The sequence below is a fragment of the Vibrio sp. SCSIO 43135 genome, assembly GCF_023716665.1.
GTDB lineage: Bacteria > Pseudomonadota > Gammaproteobacteria > Enterobacterales > Vibrionaceae > Vibrio > Vibrio paucivorans.
Window position 1 is genome coordinate 831,361 of the sequence record NZ_CP071860.1, and the last position, 20,350, is coordinate 851,710.

Annotated in this window: 21 protein-coding genes; 15 read left to right on the forward strand and 6 right to left on the reverse strand. The window is 42.8% G+C overall.

Annotated elements, in window-relative coordinates:
* Nucleotides 1-4: 4 nt before the first annotated feature.
* Nucleotides 5-1,156 (reverse strand): fused PTS fructose transporter subunit IIA/HPr protein, encoded by a 1,152-nt coding sequence (gene fruB / locus J4N42_RS18025; protein ID WP_252034034.1) that lies wholly within the window; start codon nt 1,154-1,156, stop codon nt 5-7.
* Nucleotides 1,157-1,409: 253 nt separating this feature from the next.
* Between fruB and cra the strand changes: the two genes are divergently transcribed.
* A complete protein-coding gene (gene cra / locus J4N42_RS18030; RefSeq protein WP_252034036.1) occupies nt 1,410-2,390 on the forward strand; it encodes a catabolite repressor/activator in 981 nt (326 codons plus the stop codon).
* A gap of 54 nt (nt 2,391-2,444) precedes the next feature.
* On the opposite strand, the gene J4N42_RS18035 is transcribed toward cra, so the two are convergent.
* Nucleotides 2,445-2,969, reverse strand: coding sequence for a hypothetical protein (locus tag J4N42_RS18035; protein WP_252034038.1), 525 nt, complete (start codon nt 2,967-2,969; stop codon nt 2,445-2,447).
* A gap of 116 nt (nt 2,970-3,085) precedes the next feature.
* Nucleotides 3,086-3,460: a YgiW/YdeI family stress tolerance OB fold protein gene (locus J4N42_RS18040; RefSeq protein ID WP_252034040.1), complete on the reverse strand. Its 375-nt coding sequence runs from the start codon at nt 3,458-3,460 to the stop codon at nt 3,086-3,088.
* Nucleotides 3,461-3,718: 258 nt separating this feature from the next.
* Between J4N42_RS18040 and J4N42_RS18045 the strand changes: the two genes are divergently transcribed.
* On the forward strand, nt 3,719-5,179 hold the full coding sequence (locus J4N42_RS18045; protein WP_252034041.1) for a cobyric acid synthase: 1,461 nt from the start codon (nt 3,719-3,721) through the stop codon (nt 5,177-5,179).
* 67 nt (nt 5,180-5,246) lie between these two features.
* Here J4N42_RS18045 and J4N42_RS18050 read toward each other — a convergent pair whose 3' ends face one another.
* The gene (locus J4N42_RS18050) at nt 5,247-5,684 is read right to left on the reverse strand and encodes a DUF3069 domain-containing protein (protein WP_252034043.1); all 438 of its coding nucleotides are present in this window, start codon (nt 5,682-5,684) and stop codon (nt 5,247-5,249) included.
* 135 nt (nt 5,685-5,819) lie between these two features.
* Here J4N42_RS18050 and J4N42_RS18055 point away from each other — a divergent pair, with 135 nt between their 5' ends.
* Together J4N42_RS18055 and J4N42_RS18060 are read left to right on the forward strand one after the other, a co-directional pair.
* Complete coding sequence (locus J4N42_RS18055; protein WP_252034045.1) at nt 5,820-6,779, forward strand: GGDEF domain-containing response regulator; 960 nt, start codon at nt 5,820-5,822, stop codon at nt 6,777-6,779.
* Between the two features lie 101 nt (nt 6,780-6,880).
* Complete coding sequence (locus J4N42_RS18060) at nt 6,881-7,864, forward strand: Solitary outer membrane autotransporter beta-barrel domain (RefSeq protein WP_252034047.1); 984 nt, start codon at nt 6,881-6,883, stop codon at nt 7,862-7,864.
* A 16-nt stretch (nt 7,865-7,880) separates the two neighbouring features.
* Here the strand turns inward: J4N42_RS18060 and J4N42_RS18065 are convergent, their stop codons facing one another.
* Entirely contained in the window at nt 7,881-9,113 is a 1,233-nt protein-coding gene (locus J4N42_RS18065; protein WP_252034049.1) for a diguanylate cyclase, read from the reverse strand.
* Nucleotides 9,114-9,340: 227 nt separating this feature from the next.
* Between J4N42_RS18065 and J4N42_RS18070 the strand changes: the two genes are divergently transcribed.
* The 11 genes from J4N42_RS18070 to J4N42_RS18120 all read left to right on the forward strand — a co-directional run bounded on the left by J4N42_RS18070 (nt 9,341) and on the right by J4N42_RS18120 (nt 19,502).
* Nucleotides 9,341-9,712, forward strand: a complete 372-nt coding sequence (locus J4N42_RS18070) for a late competence development ComFB family protein (RefSeq protein ID WP_252034051.1) — start codon at nt 9,341-9,343, stop codon at nt 9,710-9,712.
* A gap of 12 nt (nt 9,713-9,724) precedes the next feature.
* On the forward strand, nt 9,725-10,003 hold the full coding sequence (locus J4N42_RS18075; protein WP_252034053.1) for an HlyU family transcriptional regulator: 279 nt from the start codon (nt 9,725-9,727) through the stop codon (nt 10,001-10,003).
* A 296-nt stretch (nt 10,004-10,299) separates the two neighbouring features.
* Entirely contained in the window at nt 10,300-11,847 is a 1,548-nt protein-coding gene (locus tag J4N42_RS18080; protein ID WP_252034055.1) for a Re/Si-specific NAD(P)(+) transhydrogenase subunit alpha, read from the forward strand.
* 11 nt (nt 11,848-11,858) lie between these two features.
* Nucleotides 11,859-13,256 carry a Re/Si-specific NAD(P)(+) transhydrogenase subunit beta gene (gene pntB / locus J4N42_RS18085; protein WP_252034056.1) on the forward strand — a complete coding sequence of 466 codons (1,398 nt, stop codon included), beginning with the start codon at nt 11,859-11,861 and terminating at the stop codon, nt 13,254-13,256.
* A gap of 175 nt (nt 13,257-13,431) precedes the next feature.
* Nucleotides 13,432-14,859, forward strand: coding sequence for a sensor histidine kinase VxrA (gene vxrA / locus J4N42_RS18090; RefSeq protein WP_252034057.1), 1,428 nt, complete (start codon nt 13,432-13,434; stop codon nt 14,857-14,859).
* Nucleotides 14,834-15,493 (forward strand): response regulator transcription factor VxrB, encoded by a 660-nt coding sequence (gene vxrB / locus J4N42_RS18095; RefSeq protein ID WP_252034058.1) that lies wholly within the window; start codon nt 14,834-14,836, stop codon nt 15,491-15,493. Before vxrA ends, vxrB begins: the two co-directional genes overlap by 26 nt.
* Entirely contained in the window at nt 15,493-16,374 is an 882-nt protein-coding gene (locus tag J4N42_RS18100; RefSeq protein WP_252034059.1) for a DUF2861 family protein, read from the forward strand. The genes vxrB and J4N42_RS18100 overlap by 1 nt, the downstream gene beginning before the upstream one ends.
* Before the next feature lie 58 nt (nt 16,375-16,432).
* Entirely contained in the window at nt 16,433-17,596 is a 1,164-nt protein-coding gene (locus J4N42_RS18105) for a conjugal transfer protein TraF (RefSeq protein ID WP_252034061.1), read from the forward strand.
* A 62-nt stretch (nt 17,597-17,658) separates the two neighbouring features.
* Nucleotides 17,659-17,811 (forward strand): YoaH family protein, encoded by a 153-nt coding sequence (locus J4N42_RS18110; protein WP_252034062.1) that lies wholly within the window; start codon nt 17,659-17,661, stop codon nt 17,809-17,811.
* 392 nt (nt 17,812-18,203) lie between these two features.
* On the forward strand, nt 18,204-18,623 hold the full coding sequence (locus J4N42_RS18115) for a BLUF domain-containing protein (RefSeq protein WP_252034063.1): 420 nt from the start codon (nt 18,204-18,206) through the stop codon (nt 18,621-18,623).
* 105 nt (nt 18,624-18,728) lie between these two features.
* Nucleotides 18,729-19,502, forward strand: coding sequence for a rhodanese-like domain-containing protein (locus J4N42_RS18120; protein WP_252034064.1), 774 nt, complete (start codon nt 18,729-18,731; stop codon nt 19,500-19,502).
* A gap of 207 nt (nt 19,503-19,709) precedes the next feature.
* Here J4N42_RS18120 and J4N42_RS18125 read toward each other — a convergent pair whose 3' ends face one another.
* Nucleotides 19,710-20,021: a hypothetical protein gene (locus J4N42_RS18125; RefSeq protein WP_252034065.1), complete on the reverse strand. Its 312-nt coding sequence runs from the start codon at nt 20,019-20,021 to the stop codon at nt 19,710-19,712.
* Nucleotides 20,022-20,350: the final 329 nt, after the last annotated feature.

Below are 20,350 nucleotides of genomic sequence, written 5' to 3' on the forward strand. Positions count from 1 at the left end.
TGAATTAACCCTCACCAAGGCCTGATTCGATTGCTTTACCAATTGCTACCAAGGCTTGTTCAGCATCTGAACCCGTCGCGGAAAACTGAAGTTTATGACCGTGCTTTACACCAAGAGCGATAACTTTCATTAGGCTTTTGGCATTAACAGGGCTACTTTCGGAGTCCAAGTTAGATACACGAATATCACTTTCAAACTTCTTAGCTTCTGCTACCAGCATTGCACCTGGGCGGGCGTGCAGTCCGTGGGCGTTTTTGATCGCAAATACGGCAGTATTTCCAGCACTATTTGCTTGGCCTGAAAGGTTAACATCCACGTGTAACTGCTCAGACTTAAACAGAGAGATAAGCTGTTCTGGAGTTGATTCCAGTAAGACGTTTTGTTTACCTTGCGCAATGAGAGTGGTTAATTTATTCAGGGCCGGTAAGTGGCTGTCATTACAGGCAGAAAATGCAATAAGTCCTTTCACTGGTTGTCCTTCGTATTGACAGTCGTTGGCTGTAGTAACTACGGACATCCCCGTGCGTGAAACCGAACTGTTTGAACTAACAAGCCATAACCCTTTACCTAAACTGGTTGGTGATTTAGTGATGATATCTGCGACAAACTCCGCACCGGCATTGCCACTATTTTTAAGCAATCCACCGGCTACCGCGCACATCTGAAGCATGTCGCTTGCAGGGAAAAGCGTTTGGATTAGAGAAGCATCAAAATCGAATTCAAGCTGAACTTTCCCGGTTAATACGGCGATGATGTCTTGTTTAGTTTTTGCGCTTTTAAGCTTTGATTCGACGCCATCTGATGCGAGGACTTTAGTTAGCTGTTTCAAAATCGACAAATGCTCATCGGATTTAGCGGCAATACCAATCGCTACATAAACGGTGTTTCCATCTCCCCATTCAACACCTTTAGGGTAGTGGTGGATCGCTACACCGGTCTTATTGACTAAATCGCGAGTGTCGGTGGTGCCATGTGGAATCGCGATGCCATTACCTAAGTAGGTTGAGTTTTGCTGTTCGCGTTGCAGCATTCCTTGTACATAACCACTCGCCACAAGTTCAGATGAGCTTAACTGTTGGGCAATGCTCTCAATCGCTTTCGTCTTGTTATCAAAAGCTTGGTTCAATGTAATGTCTGATTCTTTTAGTGTAAGCATGCTTACCTCTTTTTATTCGGAAACGCCAATTGATATTTTGCTGAATCGTTTCAGCAAAAGGGCAAAAAAAATTCAAAAATCATTATTCATAAAACAAAACACAACTATGAGTGATATCTCTTGTTTCAGTTCACAAATAACGCTTGCTGAATCCTTTCAGCTTTTATGCTGAATGGATTCAGCATATAATGCAAATATTAGAATGATCACGAGTGGCTAATTATGATCCACTGCACAGATTAAGGCTGTTGATATGACACTAGATGAAATAGCGAAACTTGCTGGAGTATCCAAAACTACGGCAAGCTATGTCATTAATGGTAAAGCTCAGAAATATAGAATCAGCGAGAAAACTCAGCAAAAAGTAATGGCCGTGGTCGAAGCGCATGACTACAAACCTGACCATGCTGCAAGTGCTTTGAGAGCAGGGCAAAGTCGCTCTTTTGGCTTAATCATTCCCGATCTGGAAAACACCAGTTACGCGCGTTTAGCAAAGTTGTTAGAGCAGAACTCACGTTCAGCAGGTTACCAAATTTTAATTGCTTGCTCGGATGATGACCCGGAAACAGAAAAGACGGTTGCTCATGCGTTGGTTAGCCGAAGAATAGATGCATTATTTGTTGCTAGTGCGATCCCGGAAGGGAGCGAATTTTACCTAACGATGCAAAAATCAGGTACACCTGTTATTGCCATTGACCGCCCTTTAGATGATGAACATTTTTCCTGTGTGATTAGCGAAGACTTTGGTGCTGCGAACGATTTGACTCAGTCGCTGATGCGTGACGGCGTCACTAGCGTCGGACTAATTGGTGCGCTTCCTGAGCTGACGATTTCAAAGGAACGAGAGCTCGGGTTTGAATCTGCGGTACAGCAGGCAGGAAAACTACATAAAGTGGCGTATGGCAATCATTTTAACCGTGAAGAAGGAAAAGCACTGTTTTCTCGTTGGGTAGAAGACGGCGAAATTCCAGATGCGCTCATCACCACATCATATACTTTGCTTGAAGGTGTATTGGACGTATTGTCGGAGAAACCCGAACTTATGGGGCGAGTAAAACTGGCTACGTTTGGTGATAACCGTTTGTTGGACTTTCTGCCTATAAAGATCAACTCTTTACCGCAGCAATTTGAAGTTATCGCTGATAGCGCGTTAGCGCTTGCGCTTAATGCGGCATCTAAACGCTATGTGCCAGGAGTCGAGCTGGTTCCTAGGCGACTAATCGTAAGAGCCTAACAAAAAAAGCCACCAGCTATACTGGTGGCTTTTTTGGGGTAGATACCAACTATGTTAGTACTGGAAGCGTACAGACAGCGCCATTTGTGGCCCGTGGATACCGTTGTTACGCGACTCTAACGATAGCGAAAGCTGCTGCGTAGAGTGGAAGCGTGCCCCTGCATGAAATACTGAGCGATCGCCAAGTTTTCCTAGACGTGCGGTTAATTCGAGTTGCTCGGCTAACCAAAGTCGTCCACCGATGTTGAACTCAGCTTCTATGTCGCTGTCACTTGCTGATTTGTCAGTGTAGTTGATGTGGTGCACTAACAGCTGACCATATACATCGGCGAACTGTCCAACAGGTCCGTTAAAACCAACGCCTGCTGCTGCATCCCAGTCTCCATCGAGCTCAGAATCAATACGGCCTACAATATGCGAGTTTTCGGTTAAAAATGTACTGAACTCCGCTCCGATTATTTCAGGGTCAAACGCAGTACGAACTTCAAAGTAATTGTAATTGAAGTTGTTAGCTTGTGCGGAAAGCGGTAACAAAGCCGACAAGCCTAAAAGTCCTAAGACTGACGTTTTGCGAAACATGGACACTCCAAAGTCTATGTGTATCGATAGTATTTTGACGTATAGCAAAAAGGCCTGCAAAATGCAGGCCATTAATACTATCAATTGTTGCTGTTATTTATCAGTCTTTCAACTATTTACATGACTTGAATGTGGTCGACTTCGATTTCTGGCGTATTTCCACCCTCATATTCGCCAAATAATCGCAACTTTGTCGTAGTGTCTAGCGCAGTATCTAAGTGGATATCATCGTCTAACTCGACTTGGATCTCTGCTTGGCCATCGCTGAAGATGAACGTATCTTTGCGCACCTGTCTTACTAACGTTCCTTCTACTACTACATCACGTTCCGTAAACATACTGGTATCTTCAAGTAACGACTGCACAGTGACAACATCTACCGGGCCGTTAAACTTAATAACAGATTCTTGTTTGTGGTTGTCGTTGCCGGCTAGTGCAAGTGTAGGAAGAAGAACTAGTGCCGCGGCTGTAGCAATGATTGTTTTTTTCATGGTGTTTGTCCTTATGACTGTGTTCGTTTCGATGGTTGTATTAAAGCACTGCCAAATTGAACTAATACTGATTAAGACATTCATTTTCCGTTCACTTATTGTCGTGACGAAGAGACAAAAAACTCGAGTAAGACCAATGATTACAACGTGCGACGCTATGAATAAGCTCAACAATTCGTTTTTGGGCTTGATATAATTCTCGTTATTAAAGCGCTTCTATTAGCATAAATCTGCAAAACACGAGATTGGTAAACTCTAATGATTAAAAAAATTTCACCCTTGATGGTACAAGGCACCACTTCAGATGCTGGAAAGAGCGTTTTGGTGGCAGGGTTATGCCGCGTGTTGTACAGAAAAGGGATAAAGGTCGCCCCTTTTAAACCGCAGAATATGGCGTTGAATAGTGCGGTCACAAAAGACGGCGGCGAGATTGGACGTGCACAGGCAGTGCAGGCGCAGGCTTGTTGTGTTGAACCAACTGTTCACATGAATCCAGTGCTGCTCAAGCCATGCTCTGACACCGGGGCGCAAGTCATACTGCAAGGTAAAGCCATTACTGATATGGAAGCGCAGAGTTACCATGACTACAAAAAAGTGGCGTTAAACACAGTGATGGACTCATATACAAGGCTCGACGAAGAATATCAAAGCGTGGTGATAGAGGGAGCAGGGAGCCCAGCGGAAATAAACCTGAGAGCAAACGACATTGCGAACATGGGGTTTGCCGAAGAAGCAGATGTACCCGTTATCATCGTTGCGGATATTGATCGTGGTGGTGTGTTTGCTCACCTGTATGGCACCTTAGAATTACTCTCAGAGTCTGAACAAAACAGAGTGAAAGGCTTTGTGATTAATCGCTTTCGTGGAGATATCGGACTGTTGCAATCGGGCTTGGATTGGTTGGAGGCTAAAACGGGTAAGCCTGTGATTGGCGTACTTCCATATTTGCATGGGTTTAATTTAGATGCTGAAGACGCTATTTCTGCTGTTCAAAATGTAGATGAGCAAGCAAAACTTAATGTAGTCGTGCCTGTGTTTACGAGAATCAGCAATCATACAGATTTTGATGCACTTCGTTTGCATCCTCAAATCAACTTTCGCTATGTCGGTAAAGGTGAGCGATTAGACAATGCGGATATCATCATCTTGCCAGGGACGAAGTCTGTCCGCTCTGATCTAGAGTATCTACGCCAGCAAGGTTGGGATAATGATATCTTAAAGCACTTACGCTATGGCGGTAAGGTGATCGGTATATGCGGTGGATACCAAATGCTTGGAGAGTCTATTTCTGACCCTGATGGTGTTGAGGGTGTTGCAGGGGCTTCGGATGGTTTAGGTTTGCTGCCGGTAACAACCGTGCTTACTGGGGAAAAACGTTTATCCAATGTTGAAGGTATATTTACGTTCAACAGTGAAAGCATTTTAGTTTCTGGTTACGAAATTCATGTAGGCCGCACTAAAACGAATAATACATCTCCAATTCAACTGACCAATGGCACACCAGACGGAGCCGTGTCAGATTGTAAACAAATCCTAGGCACCTATTTACATGGGTTCTTCGACAATCAAAACGTTGTTAGGTTGGTTAGTGAGTGGGCTGGTGTTAAAGATATCGAGACATTCGATCACCAACAGCGCAATGAACAAGCCATTGAGCGTATTGCTGACGCGATTGAAGAGCATTTAGAGTTATCTAAGCTTTGGCCCGATGTGTTTTAAGGGCCAGAATAAAAAAGTCGCACCAAACGGTGCGACTTTATACATTATCACATAATGTATAGGCACATTATTTTAAGAAAACTTCTTTGAAATCTTTCTTTAAAATTGCGTCTCGGCGAGCTTTCTTGATCTGCTTGACCATATCTTTCACACAGTTGTGTAGTACTTGGTCAAGTAATGTAGAGCGGTAAGCTTCTTTATCTTCGTCCGTCATACCTTCAGGCAACTGTAGGGTAGGAAACTCTTCCATTACGTTCACACCTGCAAAAGCTTGGCTTACTGAAATGAGTGCGTGAAACTGTTCAAAGTTATCTAACACATTTTGAGCACTTGCTGGCAATGAATCCCATGCTTCACGAACCGCTTCTTCTGATACTTCGTGAATAGAAGTCACCATAAAGTGCATCGCTTCTGGTACTTGGTCAAACTCGATAACCTGGCGTAGCTCAGGTGAAACAGTTGCTAAGTCGACTTTCTGTTGTTCAACTTGTTGTTCGTCAGACATGACTTTATCTCTTTATATAAAAACGTAATGCTAGTTGGATATGGTATCAAGTCCACATAACTCTATCAATTAACTCGTGAAATATAGTGAATGAAGTGCTATAAGTCATATGAGAGCAATTTAATAGGAGCAAATATGTCGGTTAATGGTTCCTCTATGAGGATATTACTTGTCGATGATGTTCAAATGGATCGGATGCAACTTGCTATCAGGCTGAAACAATTGGGCCATATGGTTGAGTCCGTAGGAAGTGGTCGTGAAGCGTTAGACATCTACAGCCAGTTTGATCCAGAACTGGTTCTGCTTGATATTACAATGCCGGATATGAACGGCTTTGAAGTTTCTCAAGAAATCCGCCGCCTTTATCCAGATTGGATTCCTATTATTTTTCTTAGTAGCCATGAAGAACCAAGCATGATTGCGAAAGCGATTGATGCTGGTGGAGATGACTATCTTACTAAACCTGTCGATAAGCTCGTACTCAACTCAAAGCTTATTGCAATGCAGCGTATTGCCCACATGAGGCGAGAACTCAAACGCGCTTCGGCAAAACTCGAAGAGCTTAATGATGCACTGCAGCAACAAGTCAATGAAGATGGGTTAACGAAACTCTTCAATCGTCGATTTATGGATGAGAAGTTAGCCGAAATGCTCAGCTGGCATGGTCGGCACAAATTGCCTATGTCGTTAATCTTGCTCGATGTCGACAACTTCAAACCTTTTAATGATAACTACGGTCATATTGAAGGCGATAAATGTTTGATTGCATTGGCTGAAGTTACGAAAAATTTATTTGGGCGAAGTGGTGAGTATGTTGGACGGTACGGTGGTGAAGAGTTTGTAGTTATCCTCAGTCATACCGACCGAGAGGCAGCAGAAATGGCGGCAGACCGTATACTAGTAGCTATGAAGGATATGCATTATCCACATGACTACAACCAAGGGTTGGGTTACGTGACGGTGTCACAGGGTGTGTGTGGTTTTGTCCCTACCGGAAAAGAGAGCATAAGTGACGTTTACAACTATGCAGATGAAGCGCTGTACAAAGCGAAACACCAAGGGCGCAACTGTTTTGTGATAAGTGATTCAGTCTAATCAGTAGTGATGATTAGGTAAACAAATCTCTTATTTCAGAATTGAATTTGGGTTAGAATCCAAGGCGTTAGTTGTTTCAATTGCATATTAATGAGGGATAAATGCGCTTCAAGGGTAGCACCACCGCTATAGTGTTGACGTCTAACCTAATTGTTCACCCTGCTTGGGCGCAGGGCTCTCCTGCTTTTGAAAAACATCTTGAAAAAACCTTCTCGGCAGCTGTCATCTTAATGGATAGTGACGTTGTAACATTCGGTATTCATGATTTTGACCCTAATGAATGGTTTAACCTAGAAAATGAACAAATAGGCTCTGATGAATCGCTAAGTTTACGTAAGCAAATTACGGTCAGTACGCTACCAATAACGTTTGAGTTGAGTGAAGAAGGTGCAACTCATAAACACTTTTTAGTTACTCGACTTGCCGCATTTGTCTCAGAGCAAAATGTTGAAGTTCTTGGAACAGAATTCTCCGATCAGCAAAAAGACACGGTGCTTTCCGGTTACGTCGCCTATCGATACCAATACCAAATTACTGAGAACTGGTCGCTAACGCCTTCATTAGGTACACACCTGATGTACTACAAGAATGACTTCGATTATAAGAGTGATTTCTTTAACTCAATTAAACCTGCAATTGATGGTGTCTTGGTCAATACGAATGCTTGGGCCAATATTTACGAACCGTCCATAAAGCTTAAATATCATAAAGACAAAGACTGGGGTTCTTGGAACGTCAACTCTACTTGGCACTATTTTTATGGCTATGGTTGGGGAGAAGCCAACCATGGTGATGTCGGCAATCCTGAGGGGTGGTACATCGCAAATGAGGTGACCGCTAAGTACAATTTTGACCGCTGGGGAAGGGCTGTACAGTCTGTTTACAGTAGTTTAAGGCGGATCGATCTTGGGGCTGATACTGCAGATCCATTTGGTACTCATTACTATTATGAAGCCGCAGTGGGTTGGCTCATGACGCCGCCGTTTGAATCCGAATGGATAGAAAACATAGGTATCGGCCTCAACTTCAATTATGGTAGCGCCCTAAAAGGCGGAAGTATCGTTCTATTCTTCAATCAGGACTGAGCTAGTACAACTAATCCTAATACGCTACCTTATTTCGTCCGGTTTGCTTCGCTTTATAGAGCGCTTTATCTGCGGCTTTGATCACTGACTCCGGTTTGTTGTCAGTTGTGGAATCAGCCACACCGATACTGATGGTAATGTTGACGGTATCTGTTTTCTTAGCTTTACCGCGTTTTTTAGTCCCATCAACATCACTTTTTGGTCTAGAAGCGATGTTACGCAGCGACATTTCATACTCTTCAATATCAACTCGAAGTAGTTCTAAATGATCTAATACTTCATCAACATACTTACCTTTAAATATCGCGGTAAACTCTTCGCCCCCATAACGGTACACTTTGGCTCGCCCAGTAATAAGTGCTAAGCGACTTGCGACTAATTTCAACACATCGTCTCCTGTGTCGTGTCCGTACGTGTCGTTAAACGATTTAAAATGGTCTACGTCTAGCATTGCGATACTGTATTTACGTCCCAAGTGTTTGAGATCCATTTCAAGTGCATGGCGACCAGGAATGCCAGTTAGACTGTCGTTAAACGCAAGTTCGTGGCTCGCCGAAACAAGGTAAACCAGCAGTAATACACCGGAAAGGCTGAACATGGTGCTTGAAACATAAGGAACGTGGAAGAAGATAAATGTACAACTAGCCGTGACAATCGCTGAATAAACAACCACGTCGGCGATACGATTATTTTTGAGTACGAGAATCGCGGTGATACCAGATAATGCGATCAGATAGAGTACCAACACAAAAGGAAGCTTAGAGACCTGAGGTACCGAGAACAGTAAATCATCGATAAAGTTATCAAACCCGCCAGAGGCAAAGTGTTGGAGAATAAGATACGACCACGCGATGAACATCAATAGTACTGCACAATAGTAGATAAAAGTGCGTGTTAGAATGTTTGAATCTTTGAATGCGTATGTAAGTAAGCAGGCAATGGGGAGTAGCACACTCATTAAGGACAGCTCTAGCAATGTTGTGCCCGTTGATAATGAAGTTTGCAATCGATACTGAATCAAGCTGTAGGTGATGAGCATTGCTAGAGCGACCATTGAGCATCGACTCTGGTTGAACGTATGTCCTAATATGATCGCAGTAAGGAAAAGAACCGTAGGCAGGTTCATTGCGATACCAAGGTTTGCTTGAGTTACTGAAATCACGTTATTCATTCCAAACCCAAGTACTGCAGCTAGCAACAATGGGAATGAAAATCTAAACCAATTTGACGTGATAATTGATGGAGACATTGATGAAATTTTTTTCCATGTCGTAGTAGACGACTTTTTTTATACTATACAAGTAATAGGATACTTTGATTTACTGAATTGCCAAGCTTTTTGCTAAACTAATGAATGAATAATAGAGTCATATTGTAACTAGCCCCAAATTTGACCAAGTGAACTTGTTGTCATTGACTTGGCAGGGTAAGTTAACCATGAAATTAGTTGTTGATGTGTTGACAAGGAGTCTTTGAATGCAGATTAGCGTAGATGTCCATAACTATATGGAAACCCTAGTAGGTCATGAGCTCGCCAAAGACCAATATGTTAATAAATACGATCATGGCCAATTGGCGGATTTAGCTTGCTTGGCGCTTAGCCAATTAAGGCCAATTTATATTCGCCACGATATCGATTTTTTATCCGCTTTGCCTGAGACTCGTCTTGTTATTCTCAAGCAATATACCAAAACAGCGGTAGAAACAGCGGAGATCATGATCATCGATGATCGCAGAAAAGACCGTAGTGACGATATACCAATCGTTTTCAGTCAACCGCGTTTTGACGATGACGTTGAACTTGAGTGGTTTGAAAAGCCGTTAATACAAAAGAAAAACGAAGTATAGAGGAAAGTGTAAGTGGGACTTTTTTCACGCCTTTTTGGCAAATCCGAACCGAAGCCTGAACCTGTCATAGAACCAGTAGAATATAAAGGGTGTCTTATTTACCAAAATTCTATTTCTGAAAGTGGTCAGTACCGGATAGCTGGTCAAATTACGAAAGAGATTGACGGTGAACTGAAAACTCATCGATTTATTCGATCTGATGTATTGTCTAGCAAAGATGACGCTGACGAACTTATGCTTAAAAAATCACAAATGTTGATTGACCAAATGGGTGACAGCATTTTCAATTAGTTGCCCCTCAACTTGATTAACATCATAAATACCAGAGCCATTAGCCTTTATGCTGATGGCTCTTTTTTTATAAAAAGCTTTAGTAAGTGTCTGTTATCAAACGCTATATTTTAATCTGGTAAGACCAGTAAGGCTGGCGACATATGTTGTTTTTTTACGGCCTGAAATTACTAATTCAATCATTACTTACGGTTATATGTAATGATTTTTAGTATTTTTATTACAAAGTGCTTGAAGTTAAAACATCCGTTCGATAAAAACAGAGTAGTCATTGTGCCAATAGTCAAGGAATAGCTATGCAAATTGGTGTACCTAGAGAAGTACTCGCTGGAGAAACGCGAGTGGCTGCCTCACCAAAATCGGTGGAGCAGTTAATAAAGTTGGGATTTGAAGTCTCAATAGAATCGCAAGCCGGTGAGCTTGCAAGTTTTGAAAACGCAGCCTATGAAACTGCGGGTGCAAAAATAGCCACTAAAGAAGAAGTTTGGAACTCGGAACTAATTCTTAAAGTGAATGCGCCTGTCGTGGATGGTGAAACAGATGAGATTGCATTGCTAAAAGAGGGTGCAAGTCTTATTAGTTTTATCTGGCCAGCGCAAAACCCTGAATTGATGGAACAACTTTCTAGCAAAAACATCAATGTAATGGCTATGGACGCGGTACCACGAATTTCTCGTGCGCAAGCGTTAGATGCCTTGTCTTCCATGGCAAACATTGCAGGTTATCGTGCGGTTGTAGAAGCAGCTCACGAGTTTGGCCGTTTCTTCACGGGGCAAATCACCGCTGCTGGTAAGGTTCCACCAGCCAAAGTACTTGTTGCTGGAGCTGGCGTCGCAGGGCTTGCAGCCATCGGTGCAGCAGGTAGCTTGGGTGCGATCGTTAGGGCTTTTGATGTCCGTCCAGAAGTAAAAGAACAAGTTCAATCTATGGGCGCAGAATTCTTAGAAGTTGATTTCGAAGAAGACACGGGCGCCGGCGATGGCTATGCAAAAGAAATGTCAGATGCTTTCAATAAGAAAGCGGAAGAGTTGTACGCCGCGCAAGCTAAAGACGTAGATATCATTATCACTACAGCTTTGATCCCAGGTCGTCCGGCACCAAAGCTAATTACCAAAGAAATGGTAGACAGCATGAAAGCCGGTTCGGTCATCGTTGACTTAGCGGCTGCAAACGGTGGTAACTGTGAGTACACCGTTGCCGATAAAGTTATTACCACTGATAACGGCGTTAAAATTGTCGGTTACACCGATATGGTCGGTCGTTTACCTACCCAATCTTCCCAGCTGTATGCCACCAATATCGTCAACCTACTGAAACTGCTGTGTAAAGAAAAAGACGGCAATATTAATATCGATTTTGAAGATGTTGTATTGCGCGGTGTCACGGTCGTTAAAGAAGGGGAAGTTACTTGGCCAGCTCCGCCGATACAAGTTTCTGCTCAACCACAGGCAAAAGCAGAGCCTCCAAAGCAAGCAGAGACTAAGGTAGAAGAGCCTAAATCTCCGATCAAAAAGTTAGCAGCGGTAGCTGTGGGTATCAGCGCTTTTGCTTGGGTAGCTTCTGTGGCACCGGCTGCGTTTTTAAGCCACTTTACGGTTTTCGTATTAGCGTGTGTGGTTGGTTACTACGTAGTTTGGAATGTAACCCATGCACTGCATACGCCGCTGATGTCTGTTACTAACGCAATCTCAGGAATTATTATTGTCGGCGCACTATTGCAGATAGGGCAAGGAAGTGGCGTTGTCACTTTTCTTTCGTTTATCGCTGTTTTAATTGCGAGTATTAATATCTTTGGTGGCTTTACAGTAACCAAACGAATGCTCGAAATGTTCCGTAAAGATTAAAGGAGTAACATATGTCTGCAGGATTAGTACAAGCAGCTTACATCGTTGCTGCTGTATTCTTCATCATGAGCTTAGCGGGCCTTTCAAAGCAAGAGTCAGCACGTTCAGGTAACTATTATGGCATCGCGGGTATGGCCATTGCGCTATTAGCGACTATTTTTGGCCCAGATTCACAAGGTGTGGTTTGGATCATTATTGCGATGGTTATCGGTGGCGGTATCGGCATCCATTACGCGAAAAAAGTTGAAATGACTGAAATGCCAGAGCTAGTAGCGATACTACATAGCTTTGTTGGTATGGCCGCAGTGCTTGTTGGTTATAACAGCTATATCGATCCACCTGCTGCGGTTTCAGTAAACCCAGCGGATATCCACGCAGAACACGTAATCCATTTGGTGGAAGTGTTCTTAGGTGTGTTCATTGGTGCGGTTACGTTCACCGGCTCTGTTGTAGCGTTTGGTAAGCTTCGTGGAATCATCTCTTCTTCGGCGCTAAACATTCCACATAAACACAAATGGAACTTAGCGGCGATTTTAGTCTCGGCTTATTTACTGTCTTATTTTGTTAAAGCTGATGGCAGTATGTTTGCGTTGATTGTCATGACGCTTATTGCATTCGTGTTCGGTTATCACCTAGTGGCTTCAATTGGTGGCGCTGACATGCCGGTAGTTGTGTCTATGCTTAACTCATACTCTGGTTGGGCAGCAGCTGCGGCCGGGTTTATGCTTGCAAACGATCTACTCATCGTAACTGGGGCATTAGTGGGTTCATCTGGCGCAATTCTGTCTTACATTATGTGTAAAGCGATGAATCGCTCCTTCATTAGCGTGATAGCGGGTGGCTTTGGCCAAGACGTTAGTGTTTCAAGCGGTGACGAAGAGCAGGGTGAACACAGAGAAGCATCAGCGGAAGAAGTCGCTGAGATGCTAAAGGGTTCGAAGTCTGTAATTATTACTCCTGGATATGGAATGGCGGTTGCTCAAGCTCAATACCCAGTACATGAAATTACGGAGAAGCTACGAGCTCAGGGGGTAGAGGTCCGCTTTGGTATTCACCCTGTTGCCGGTCGGTTACCGGGTCACATGAACGTTCTGTTGGCCGAAGCAAAAGTGCCATACGACATTGTTCTAGAGATGGATGAAATCAATGATGATTTCCCTGAGACAGATACAGTACTTGTTATCGGTGCAAACGACACGGTTAACCCAGCGGCACTAGAAGATCCTAATAGCCCAATCGCGGGCATGCCAGTGCTAGAAGTGTGGAATGCTCAGAATGTTATTGTGTTCAAACGTTCAATGAATACTGGTTATGCTGGTGTTCAAAACCCATTATTCTTTAAAGAGAATACTCAAATGCTGTTTGGAGATGCGAAAGAAAGTGTAGATGCAATTTCTAAAGCGCTGTAATTAAACGCATTATTTATATAGGCTCGCTTAATGCGAGCCTTTTTTATATCTATACAACTAATATTGACCTAGATATCACATAATCCATGTATATTTGTGGGAGAATGATTTATAGTTTTGTAACGTACTGATTTAACGATTATTCACTTTGTTCGCTAAAGCACTCAAACATCTTTTGAGCGGTTTCGTCCTCTTCTCGGCGAGCGCTCAAGCCGACTCACTACCAGAAAGGATCGATAACTTTGTCGGGCTTTTTGACTATAGTGCTGCGGTAGTGTCGTACGACATTCGAATTATCCAATCAGAATACCCAACACGTCTCATCACACCAGACACAATGCTGCCACAAACGTCGGCATATCCACTCAGAGATATTCAGAAACTCTATAAACTTTCGCAAACATGTACGGGAAAGTTGCCTTTGAGCCCACTTATTACTGAACCTTTAGTGTTTACTCGTTCAGTCTGTAAAGGCACCAAGCTTTCAACCCGTTGGTTTGCACGTAGTGGGTTAATTCATCCTGGTGGTGGTACATATGCATTCCGTTATGCGACGAAATTCCCAGAGAAGTTTGAGTCGCTTCAGAAGTACATGCACATCAATGAGCGCCCGCCTGCAGCTTCGGACACATTACTTGGCCGAATTCAGCAAATGAACACAGAAAGTGTTACCGCTTTGCTATCGGGAGCAAACATGTTCATTGAGCAAAGTGAACTTTGGCTAAAGAAAGGGGATGCATACTACGTTTTTGATTCAAAAACGTGGCGCCCGAACATCGGTAAAGCAGGGTTGAGCTATGCGCTTTCAAGTGAAAGCAATACCTGTTTTGTACAGCGTGGCAATATTTGTTGGGACATAGAAGATCATTCCGACATTCTACGTATCAGCATGGTAGTGCTGGTAATCGCAAACATTCTACTGGTGTTAGGCTGGTCGATATACCGCTGGAACACTAAGCGTCAGGAAATGAAAAGCCGGATGCTCGTTCTACAGATTTTGACTCATGAATTGCGTACACCGATTGCAAGTTTGTCGCTAACTGTTGAAGGCTTTAGGCGAGAATTTGAGCGTTTACCTGAAAGTGTTTATGATGAGTTCAGAAGATTGTGTGAAGATTCACGTAGATTAAGGCAATTAGCCGAGGCAAGTAAGGATTACTTGCAATCTGATAACAAACCTCTGTCAACCAGCTGGGTACCATCAGTAAAAGATTGGTTAGAATTTAAAGTAGAGGAAGAATTTTCTGCAGATATTGAATTGAGGATCAATCAAGATGTCGCTGCAAAGCTCAATGTGTATTGGCTCGGCACTTGTATTGATAACTTGATTCGAAACGCGGTCAAATATGGTGTAGCGCCAGTCTTGATCGACGTAACAACTGCAAGTAATGGAATTACATTTAAAGTCATTGACCAAGGGTCACTCACGCATAAAGACTGGAGACAGTTAAGAAAACCGTTTGTGAGTAAAGCCGGATTAGGACTTGGACTGACTATTGTAGAATCTATGGTAGGCCGAATGGGCGGGAGTATGACTCTTGCGGGCCCACCAACAACGTTTATATTGGAGATACCCTGTGAAACAGACACTGCTACTTGTTGAAGACGATAAAAACCTAGCAGATGGCTTATTAGTCAGCTTAGAACAAGCAGGATATGAATGTTTGCACGCAGAAACCATTGCGGAAGTAAGTCAACACTGGGAGTCTGCGGATTTGGTCATTCTGGATCGACAGTTACCAGACGGTGATTCTGTTAGCCACTTAGTAGAGTGGAAAAAACTGAAAGACGTGCCTGTAATCTTACTTACGGCACTTGTCACCGTGAAAGACAAAGTGACAGGGCTAGATGCTGGTGCGAACGATTACTTAACGAAACCTTTCGCAGAAGCTGAGCTATTCGCTCGTATTCGCGCGCAATTAAGATTACCAGAATCAGGTGAAATGGATGACTCTAAAGTCGTAACCGAACACCTAGTAATTGATAAAGCTACACGTGAAGTATTTTACCAAGATCAATCTGTAACTTTGACTCGTACCGAGTTTGATCTTCTTTTGTTTTTGGCAAGTAATTTAGGTCGTGTATTTACTCGAGACGAACTGTTAGATCATGTTTGGGGTTACAACCATTTCCCAACAACTCGTACAGTCGACACTCACGTACTGCAGCTGCGCCAAAAACTACCAGGTTTAGAGATTGAAACGCTACGTGGCGTTGGCTATAAGATGAAAGCGTAATGCGAAAAGCGTTTGTCTTGTTAGGTGTGCTTGCTTGCACACCTTTCACAGCTAACAGTGTAGAGTGGTTTGAAGCGAACACACCACTCACTCAAGCTCATCAACACCTCTTAAATGATAACCTTCCCGGGATGTTTAACTCTTTGGTTGAAGTTTTTCAAAGAGATCAAAGTCCTGCCATAAGAAACCATCTAAACGATCTGCTCATCCAAGCGTTAGAAGCCGACTGTGGTCAGTCATTAGACAATAAGCAGTTGCCCGACTGGGTGTCTTCTGTAATCGTTCGCCGTAGTAATATCCAAAGCCCTGGTCGAGATGCTTACAGAGCGAATGTCTTGGTGTCAGCAAAAAAAGAAATTCAGGATATCAGCCTCAAACGTTGGGTGGATAAACCACTTTCAACGGATGCTTCGTTCTTTACCAAGCCATCTGATATCGACCTTGAGCAACCAGAGCTGGTCTATCAAAAGCGTTATAACTTGAATAGTCGGGTTCAAATGGGACTGTATCGACTCGATATCACAGCAAAAGATCAAGAGACATGGAGTTCCTGGATCGTTCTTGGTGACGCTAAAGCGAAGCAAGTTGTTCGTTGGGCGTCTAAAGATCAATGGGTGATCGAAAAACGTCAACTACTTAACGATTATTGCCCCTTACCTAAGCTGACTGTTGCGCTCTACGATTATGTTGACGGAAAGTACGACGAAGTATGGAGTAATACTTATGAATCTGATTACCCTATGTCTTTGGATTCTATAAATATTGACCCAGACCGTTACGTATTAGCCGTATCGATGAGTCACCAAAGGTGGCAAGGGCAGATAATTATTGAGCAGTCACAAATTATTAGCAAAACTTATGATGTTTCTGTAGAGGAGTAGCTAAAGTTAATAGACAATAGGTCGTTATAAACATAAAGGACTCCACGTTTATAATATTATGAAAAATTCCATTAGAATCTTATCGTTGTCTATTGCTCTAGCGTCTAGCGGCTCATTAGCTGCAAATTATGCTATCGAAGCTCGAGGTGACGCAATGGGTGGCGTCGGTGTAGTTTCAGCCAACTTTCTTACCGCTCCCTTTTATAACCCTGCATTAGTTGCAATATACCGCCGTAATGACGATGTTGGTATGATCATTCCAAGTATTGGCTTAAGTTATAACGACGAAGATAATATGGTCGATGACTTAGACACTGCTGCTGGTTTAATTGAGAGTTTAGACCCAGCCAACATCCCAGCGCTGCAAGAGTCTTTGGATGCTCTAGAAGGCGATCAAGTGAAGCTAGAGGCGGGTGGTGTCGTAGCGTTTGCTATACCTAACCGATATATTGCTGCTAACGTGTTCGGCAAGATCTATACCGAATCTTATGCTACCCCACAGATTGCTACAGATAGTACATTGCCGACTGAAGATGCAAGAACTGTCGAAAATGCGGCTAACAGTACGGTCAATGCCGTGTCAATCGGCGTTGCCGAAGTGGGCATGTCCCTTGCGAAATACCAAACATTTCTAGGTCAGCACATTTCTTTTGGTGTGTCCCCAAAGCTACAAAGAATCTACACCTATGTTTATGAGGCGAGTTTAACAAATTACGATTTAGGTGATATCCGTGATAATGGTACCGGTGAGACTATGTTTAACCTAGATGCAGGGGCATTGTGGTTTTATGGTCCACTAAGAGTGGGGTTCTCTGCCTCAAACCTGATCAGTCGTGATATTGATACTGCTTCAATTCCTTCAGCAACGGGTGGACCTAACGTTAGTTATGCTTATCAAATGCGCCCTCTATACACAGTGGGTGTAGGTTTGGTAGCAGACTACGCGACGATCAGTGTGGATTATGACCTGAATGAGGAAGAGCGTTTTACGAGTTTTGATGACAACACTCAAATGCTGAGAGTAGGGGGGGAGATCGATATCATGCGCCAACTCAAATTGCGAGCAGGTTACAAACAAAACTTAGCTTATGATGATCTCGACGGTACGATTACTGCTGGTATCGGCATCACGCCATTGAACTTGTTTAATTTAGACATCGGTGCCAGTTACACCAACGAAAATTCGATGGGTGTGTACGTCAACTTCCTTGGAAGCTACTAAAGCAATAGTCTCAAGCGTTTGTTCGGTATATAGTAAGCTCCTTTTTCGAAAGGAGCTTTTTTATGTTTGACGATTTAGTCCTAAGTCATGCTGAACAGCAAGAGGCGGTAGAAAAAATTCAGAAGCTAATGGCTGAAGGGATAAGTACTGCAGAAGCGATAAAGATAGTCGCACAACAAATACGAGAAGAAAACCAAGACAAAGGGAGCGAGTAATCGCTCCTTTTTTTGTGCCCTCTATTCGTAAGAGCAGCGATATATAGAGGCTCACATAGCTGGTGACAAAAATAGTGACACCCAAACTTTGTCGGGTGTTTGGCTGCTAATTTATTGCCTTTTAATTAAAATACCCAAAATAACAAAGACTTACGTTAGTGTATTATGTTGCCTTAGGCTCTGGGATTGTCCGGGTTGTAATTAAGTTACAGGTGGTTGTTTAGAGGTAAGTTTGCACTCACTTTCGCTAGAGGATTCTTCTTTACTGTGATCACGTAACAGATTTACGACACTGGCCTTAAGAGTGAACGTGGGATAGCTATGAAGGTTCTTGACTAGGGAATGCCATGTTCTAGATTTAGTAGACTAGCCAATAAAACGGTACACCGCAGATGTCATTAGTACGATTAACTTATGTGAGTAGAGTGGTAGACGGGTCACTTAGTGCTACAGAAAACATCCTAGAAAAGTCCAATAACAATAATCAGGCTAATGGCGTCACTGGCGTACTGTATTTCAATCAAGATTTCTTTATTCAATGTTTGGAGGGTTCAGCTGAACGGGTCAATGGTACGCTCGCTCATATTGTGAAGGATCACCGTCATACTGATTTAAAGGTCCTCGCAACTTATCCAGTTTCAAATCGTATGTTTGAAGCATGGACAATGGCGTATGTGAGCGGCAGGTTACCTGGATACGAGCGCTTTGATCCATATGCATTAGGAGCGTCCGAAGCCAACGACTTACTTAAAACACTTCAGAAACAGATCTTTGCTACGCATGTCCAGAACCTTAGAGGGTTGAAGTTTTAAGTGACCGTGTAACCTATGTCGTTCGAATTCAATGTGACAAATATCACACATCGTCGACCATGCTCTACAATTACTGATAAAGGTATCAAATAGGGGGCCTTTATCATGAAAAGAGTCAGATCGATTTGTCTGTTTATACTCGTTACTTTGCCACTTGGTGTAATTGCTTCAGAATTTCCTTATCGCTCTGAATATCCTGATGTAAAAACAATAGAGCTGTCCGAGCTTCGTGCGATGATGACAGAAGTAGATATTGTTGATGTGCGTTCTAAGCTTGAATTTGACGTATTGCACGTTAAAGGCGCAAAACACATAACTTTGTCGAATAAAGGGTTTGAAAACAAAGTTAAAAAGTTAATCTCGAACTCTAAGGCCATCGTTTTCTACTGTAACGGGATTACTTGCAGAAAGTCGTATGTTGCCGCTCAAAGAGCTATGGCAGTCGGCGTTAACAACGTCGTTGCTTTTGATGGTGGTGTGTTTTCTTGGGCTGAAGTGTATCCTCAAGACAGTATTTTGTTGGGAGCGACTCTTGATGATAAAAACAAGATCATTAGCAACGATAAGTTCGATGAGCACTTATTAGAGCCGAGTGATTTTAAGGAGCAAGCCTCGAATTCTGAAACATTGGTTGTCGATGTAAGAGATCCAATTCAGAGAGACATCCTTATTTTCACAAACGTTGGATCACGAAACATTCCAATTGAACGTTTTGAGTCATTTCTTAAAACACAGAGCAAAGATCAGAAGATCATGATTTATGATGCTGTGGGTAAACAGGTACAGTGGCTTCAATATATTCTAGAAGGCCAAGGCTACAGTAACTATTACTTTATGAAAGATGGCGTCGAAGGTTTTGTAGAAGCCGGGTTGCAATAATGAATGATAAAAACAGTTTGTCGCTACAGACAACCTTACAAACCAAAAGTTTGTTCATACTATTGTTAACATTAGTACGTATTATCTGTTGTGTTTATGTTGAATGTTTAGCGGTCAGTACAGTAGCGTCAGCACTGGCCGCCGTCCTGAAAGGGCGCATTTACACATAAACTGGATAATGCGCCACTTGGATAATTTACCCAATCGTTACGTCTCAAGAATACCAATTGTTGAGAAAACAATGATAAGTGCGGCGCTCGTAGCTAGCACTCCAAAGAGTACAACTTCAAAAATATCTTCCTTATCTCCTGATTTTTTATTTGTATAGTATTTTGCTGTTGTCGCAACGCTAAACGCAACAGCAATTACTATTGTTATACGGGCTGTCATTACGTGGGTTAGCAAAGCCAAAGAAATAACTAGTAGAACGATCTTCCAATTTCTTTTTGCCCAGTCCCTGAAACCTAATAGCATGACCCCAATAATGAAAACAAAGGGAATTAGCATGTATGCTTCCATAGTTCTCCTCTCTATAATCCCGTAGGGAAAAGGGCGCTTGTTACCGTTCTTGGGTATGACTCATCCAAACGCCCGAAAACCAGCTCCCTTTGAATATCCCACAAAACACCCTTGCTTCTTGCCAGAACAATCCCTCGCAGAGCCTTTCAACATCAAAGGGGCGTTTTCCTACTGGAACCCATTTTACCATTCAATATATAAAGCCTGTTTTTAAAGTGGAGGGGCCCCGTTTCGTCGGGGAGGAACCACTTTAAAAAATAGGATAATTGTTATTCGGTTGTTAAAAAAGAAAGTTGGGGTTTCTGTTACACCCCAACTAACTGCGGAAT

Bases quoted from the DNA above. Each gene is read 5' to 3' on its own strand.
- J4N42_RS18055 (WP_252034045.1), top strand. From the start codon at position 5,820: ATGTCGGTTAATGGTTCCTCTATGAGGATATTACTTGTCGATGATGTT.
- J4N42_RS18115 (WP_252034063.1), top strand. From the start codon at position 18,204: ATGTCATTAGTACGATTAACTTATGTGAGTAGAGTGGTAGACGGGTCA.
- J4N42_RS18105 (WP_252034061.1), top strand. From the start codon at position 16,433: ATGAAAAATTCCATTAGAATCTTATCGTTGTCTATTGCTCTAGCGTCT.
- J4N42_RS18070 (WP_252034051.1), top strand. From the start codon at position 9,341: ATGCAGATTAGCGTAGATGTCCATAACTATATGGAAACCCTAGTAGGT.
- J4N42_RS18125 (WP_252034065.1), bottom strand. From the start codon at position 20,021: ATGGAAGCATACATGCTAATTCCCTTTGTTTTCATTATTGGGGTCATG.
- J4N42_RS18120 (WP_252034064.1), top strand. From the start codon at position 18,729: ATGAAAAGAGTCAGATCGATTTGTCTGTTTATACTCGTTACTTTGCCA.
- J4N42_RS18110 (WP_252034062.1), top strand. From the start codon at position 17,659: ATGTTTGACGATTTAGTCCTAAGTCATGCTGAACAGCAAGAGGCGGTA.
- J4N42_RS18050 (WP_252034043.1), bottom strand. From the start codon at position 5,684: ATGTCTGACGAACAACAAGTTGAACAACAGAAAGTCGACTTAGCAACT.
- J4N42_RS18080 (WP_252034055.1), top strand. From the start codon at position 10,300: ATGCAAATTGGTGTACCTAGAGAAGTACTCGCTGGAGAAACGCGAGTG.
- fruB (WP_252034034.1), bottom strand. From the start codon at position 1,156: ATGCTTACACTAAAAGAATCAGACATTACATTGAACCAAGCTTTTGAT.
- J4N42_RS18100 (WP_252034059.1), top strand. From the start codon at position 15,493: ATGCGAAAAGCGTTTGTCTTGTTAGGTGTGCTTGCTTGCACACCTTTC.
- J4N42_RS18045 (WP_252034041.1), top strand. From the start codon at position 3,719: ATGATTAAAAAAATTTCACCCTTGATGGTACAAGGCACCACTTCAGAT.
- J4N42_RS18040 (WP_252034040.1), bottom strand. From the start codon at position 3,460: ATGAAAAAAACAATCATTGCTACAGCCGCGGCACTAGTTCTTCTTCCT.
- cra (WP_252034036.1), top strand. From the start codon at position 1,410: ATGACACTAGATGAAATAGCGAAACTTGCTGGAGTATCCAAAACTACG.
- pntB (WP_252034056.1), top strand. From the start codon at position 11,859: ATGTCTGCAGGATTAGTACAAGCAGCTTACATCGTTGCTGCTGTATTC.
- J4N42_RS18035 (WP_252034038.1), bottom strand. From the start codon at position 2,969: ATGTTTCGCAAAACGTCAGTCTTAGGACTTTTAGGCTTGTCGGCTTTG.
- J4N42_RS18060 (WP_252034047.1), top strand. From the start codon at position 6,881: ATGCGCTTCAAGGGTAGCACCACCGCTATAGTGTTGACGTCTAACCTA.
- J4N42_RS18065 (WP_252034049.1), bottom strand. From the start codon at position 9,113: ATGTCTCCATCAATTATCACGTCAAATTGGTTTAGATTTTCATTCCCA.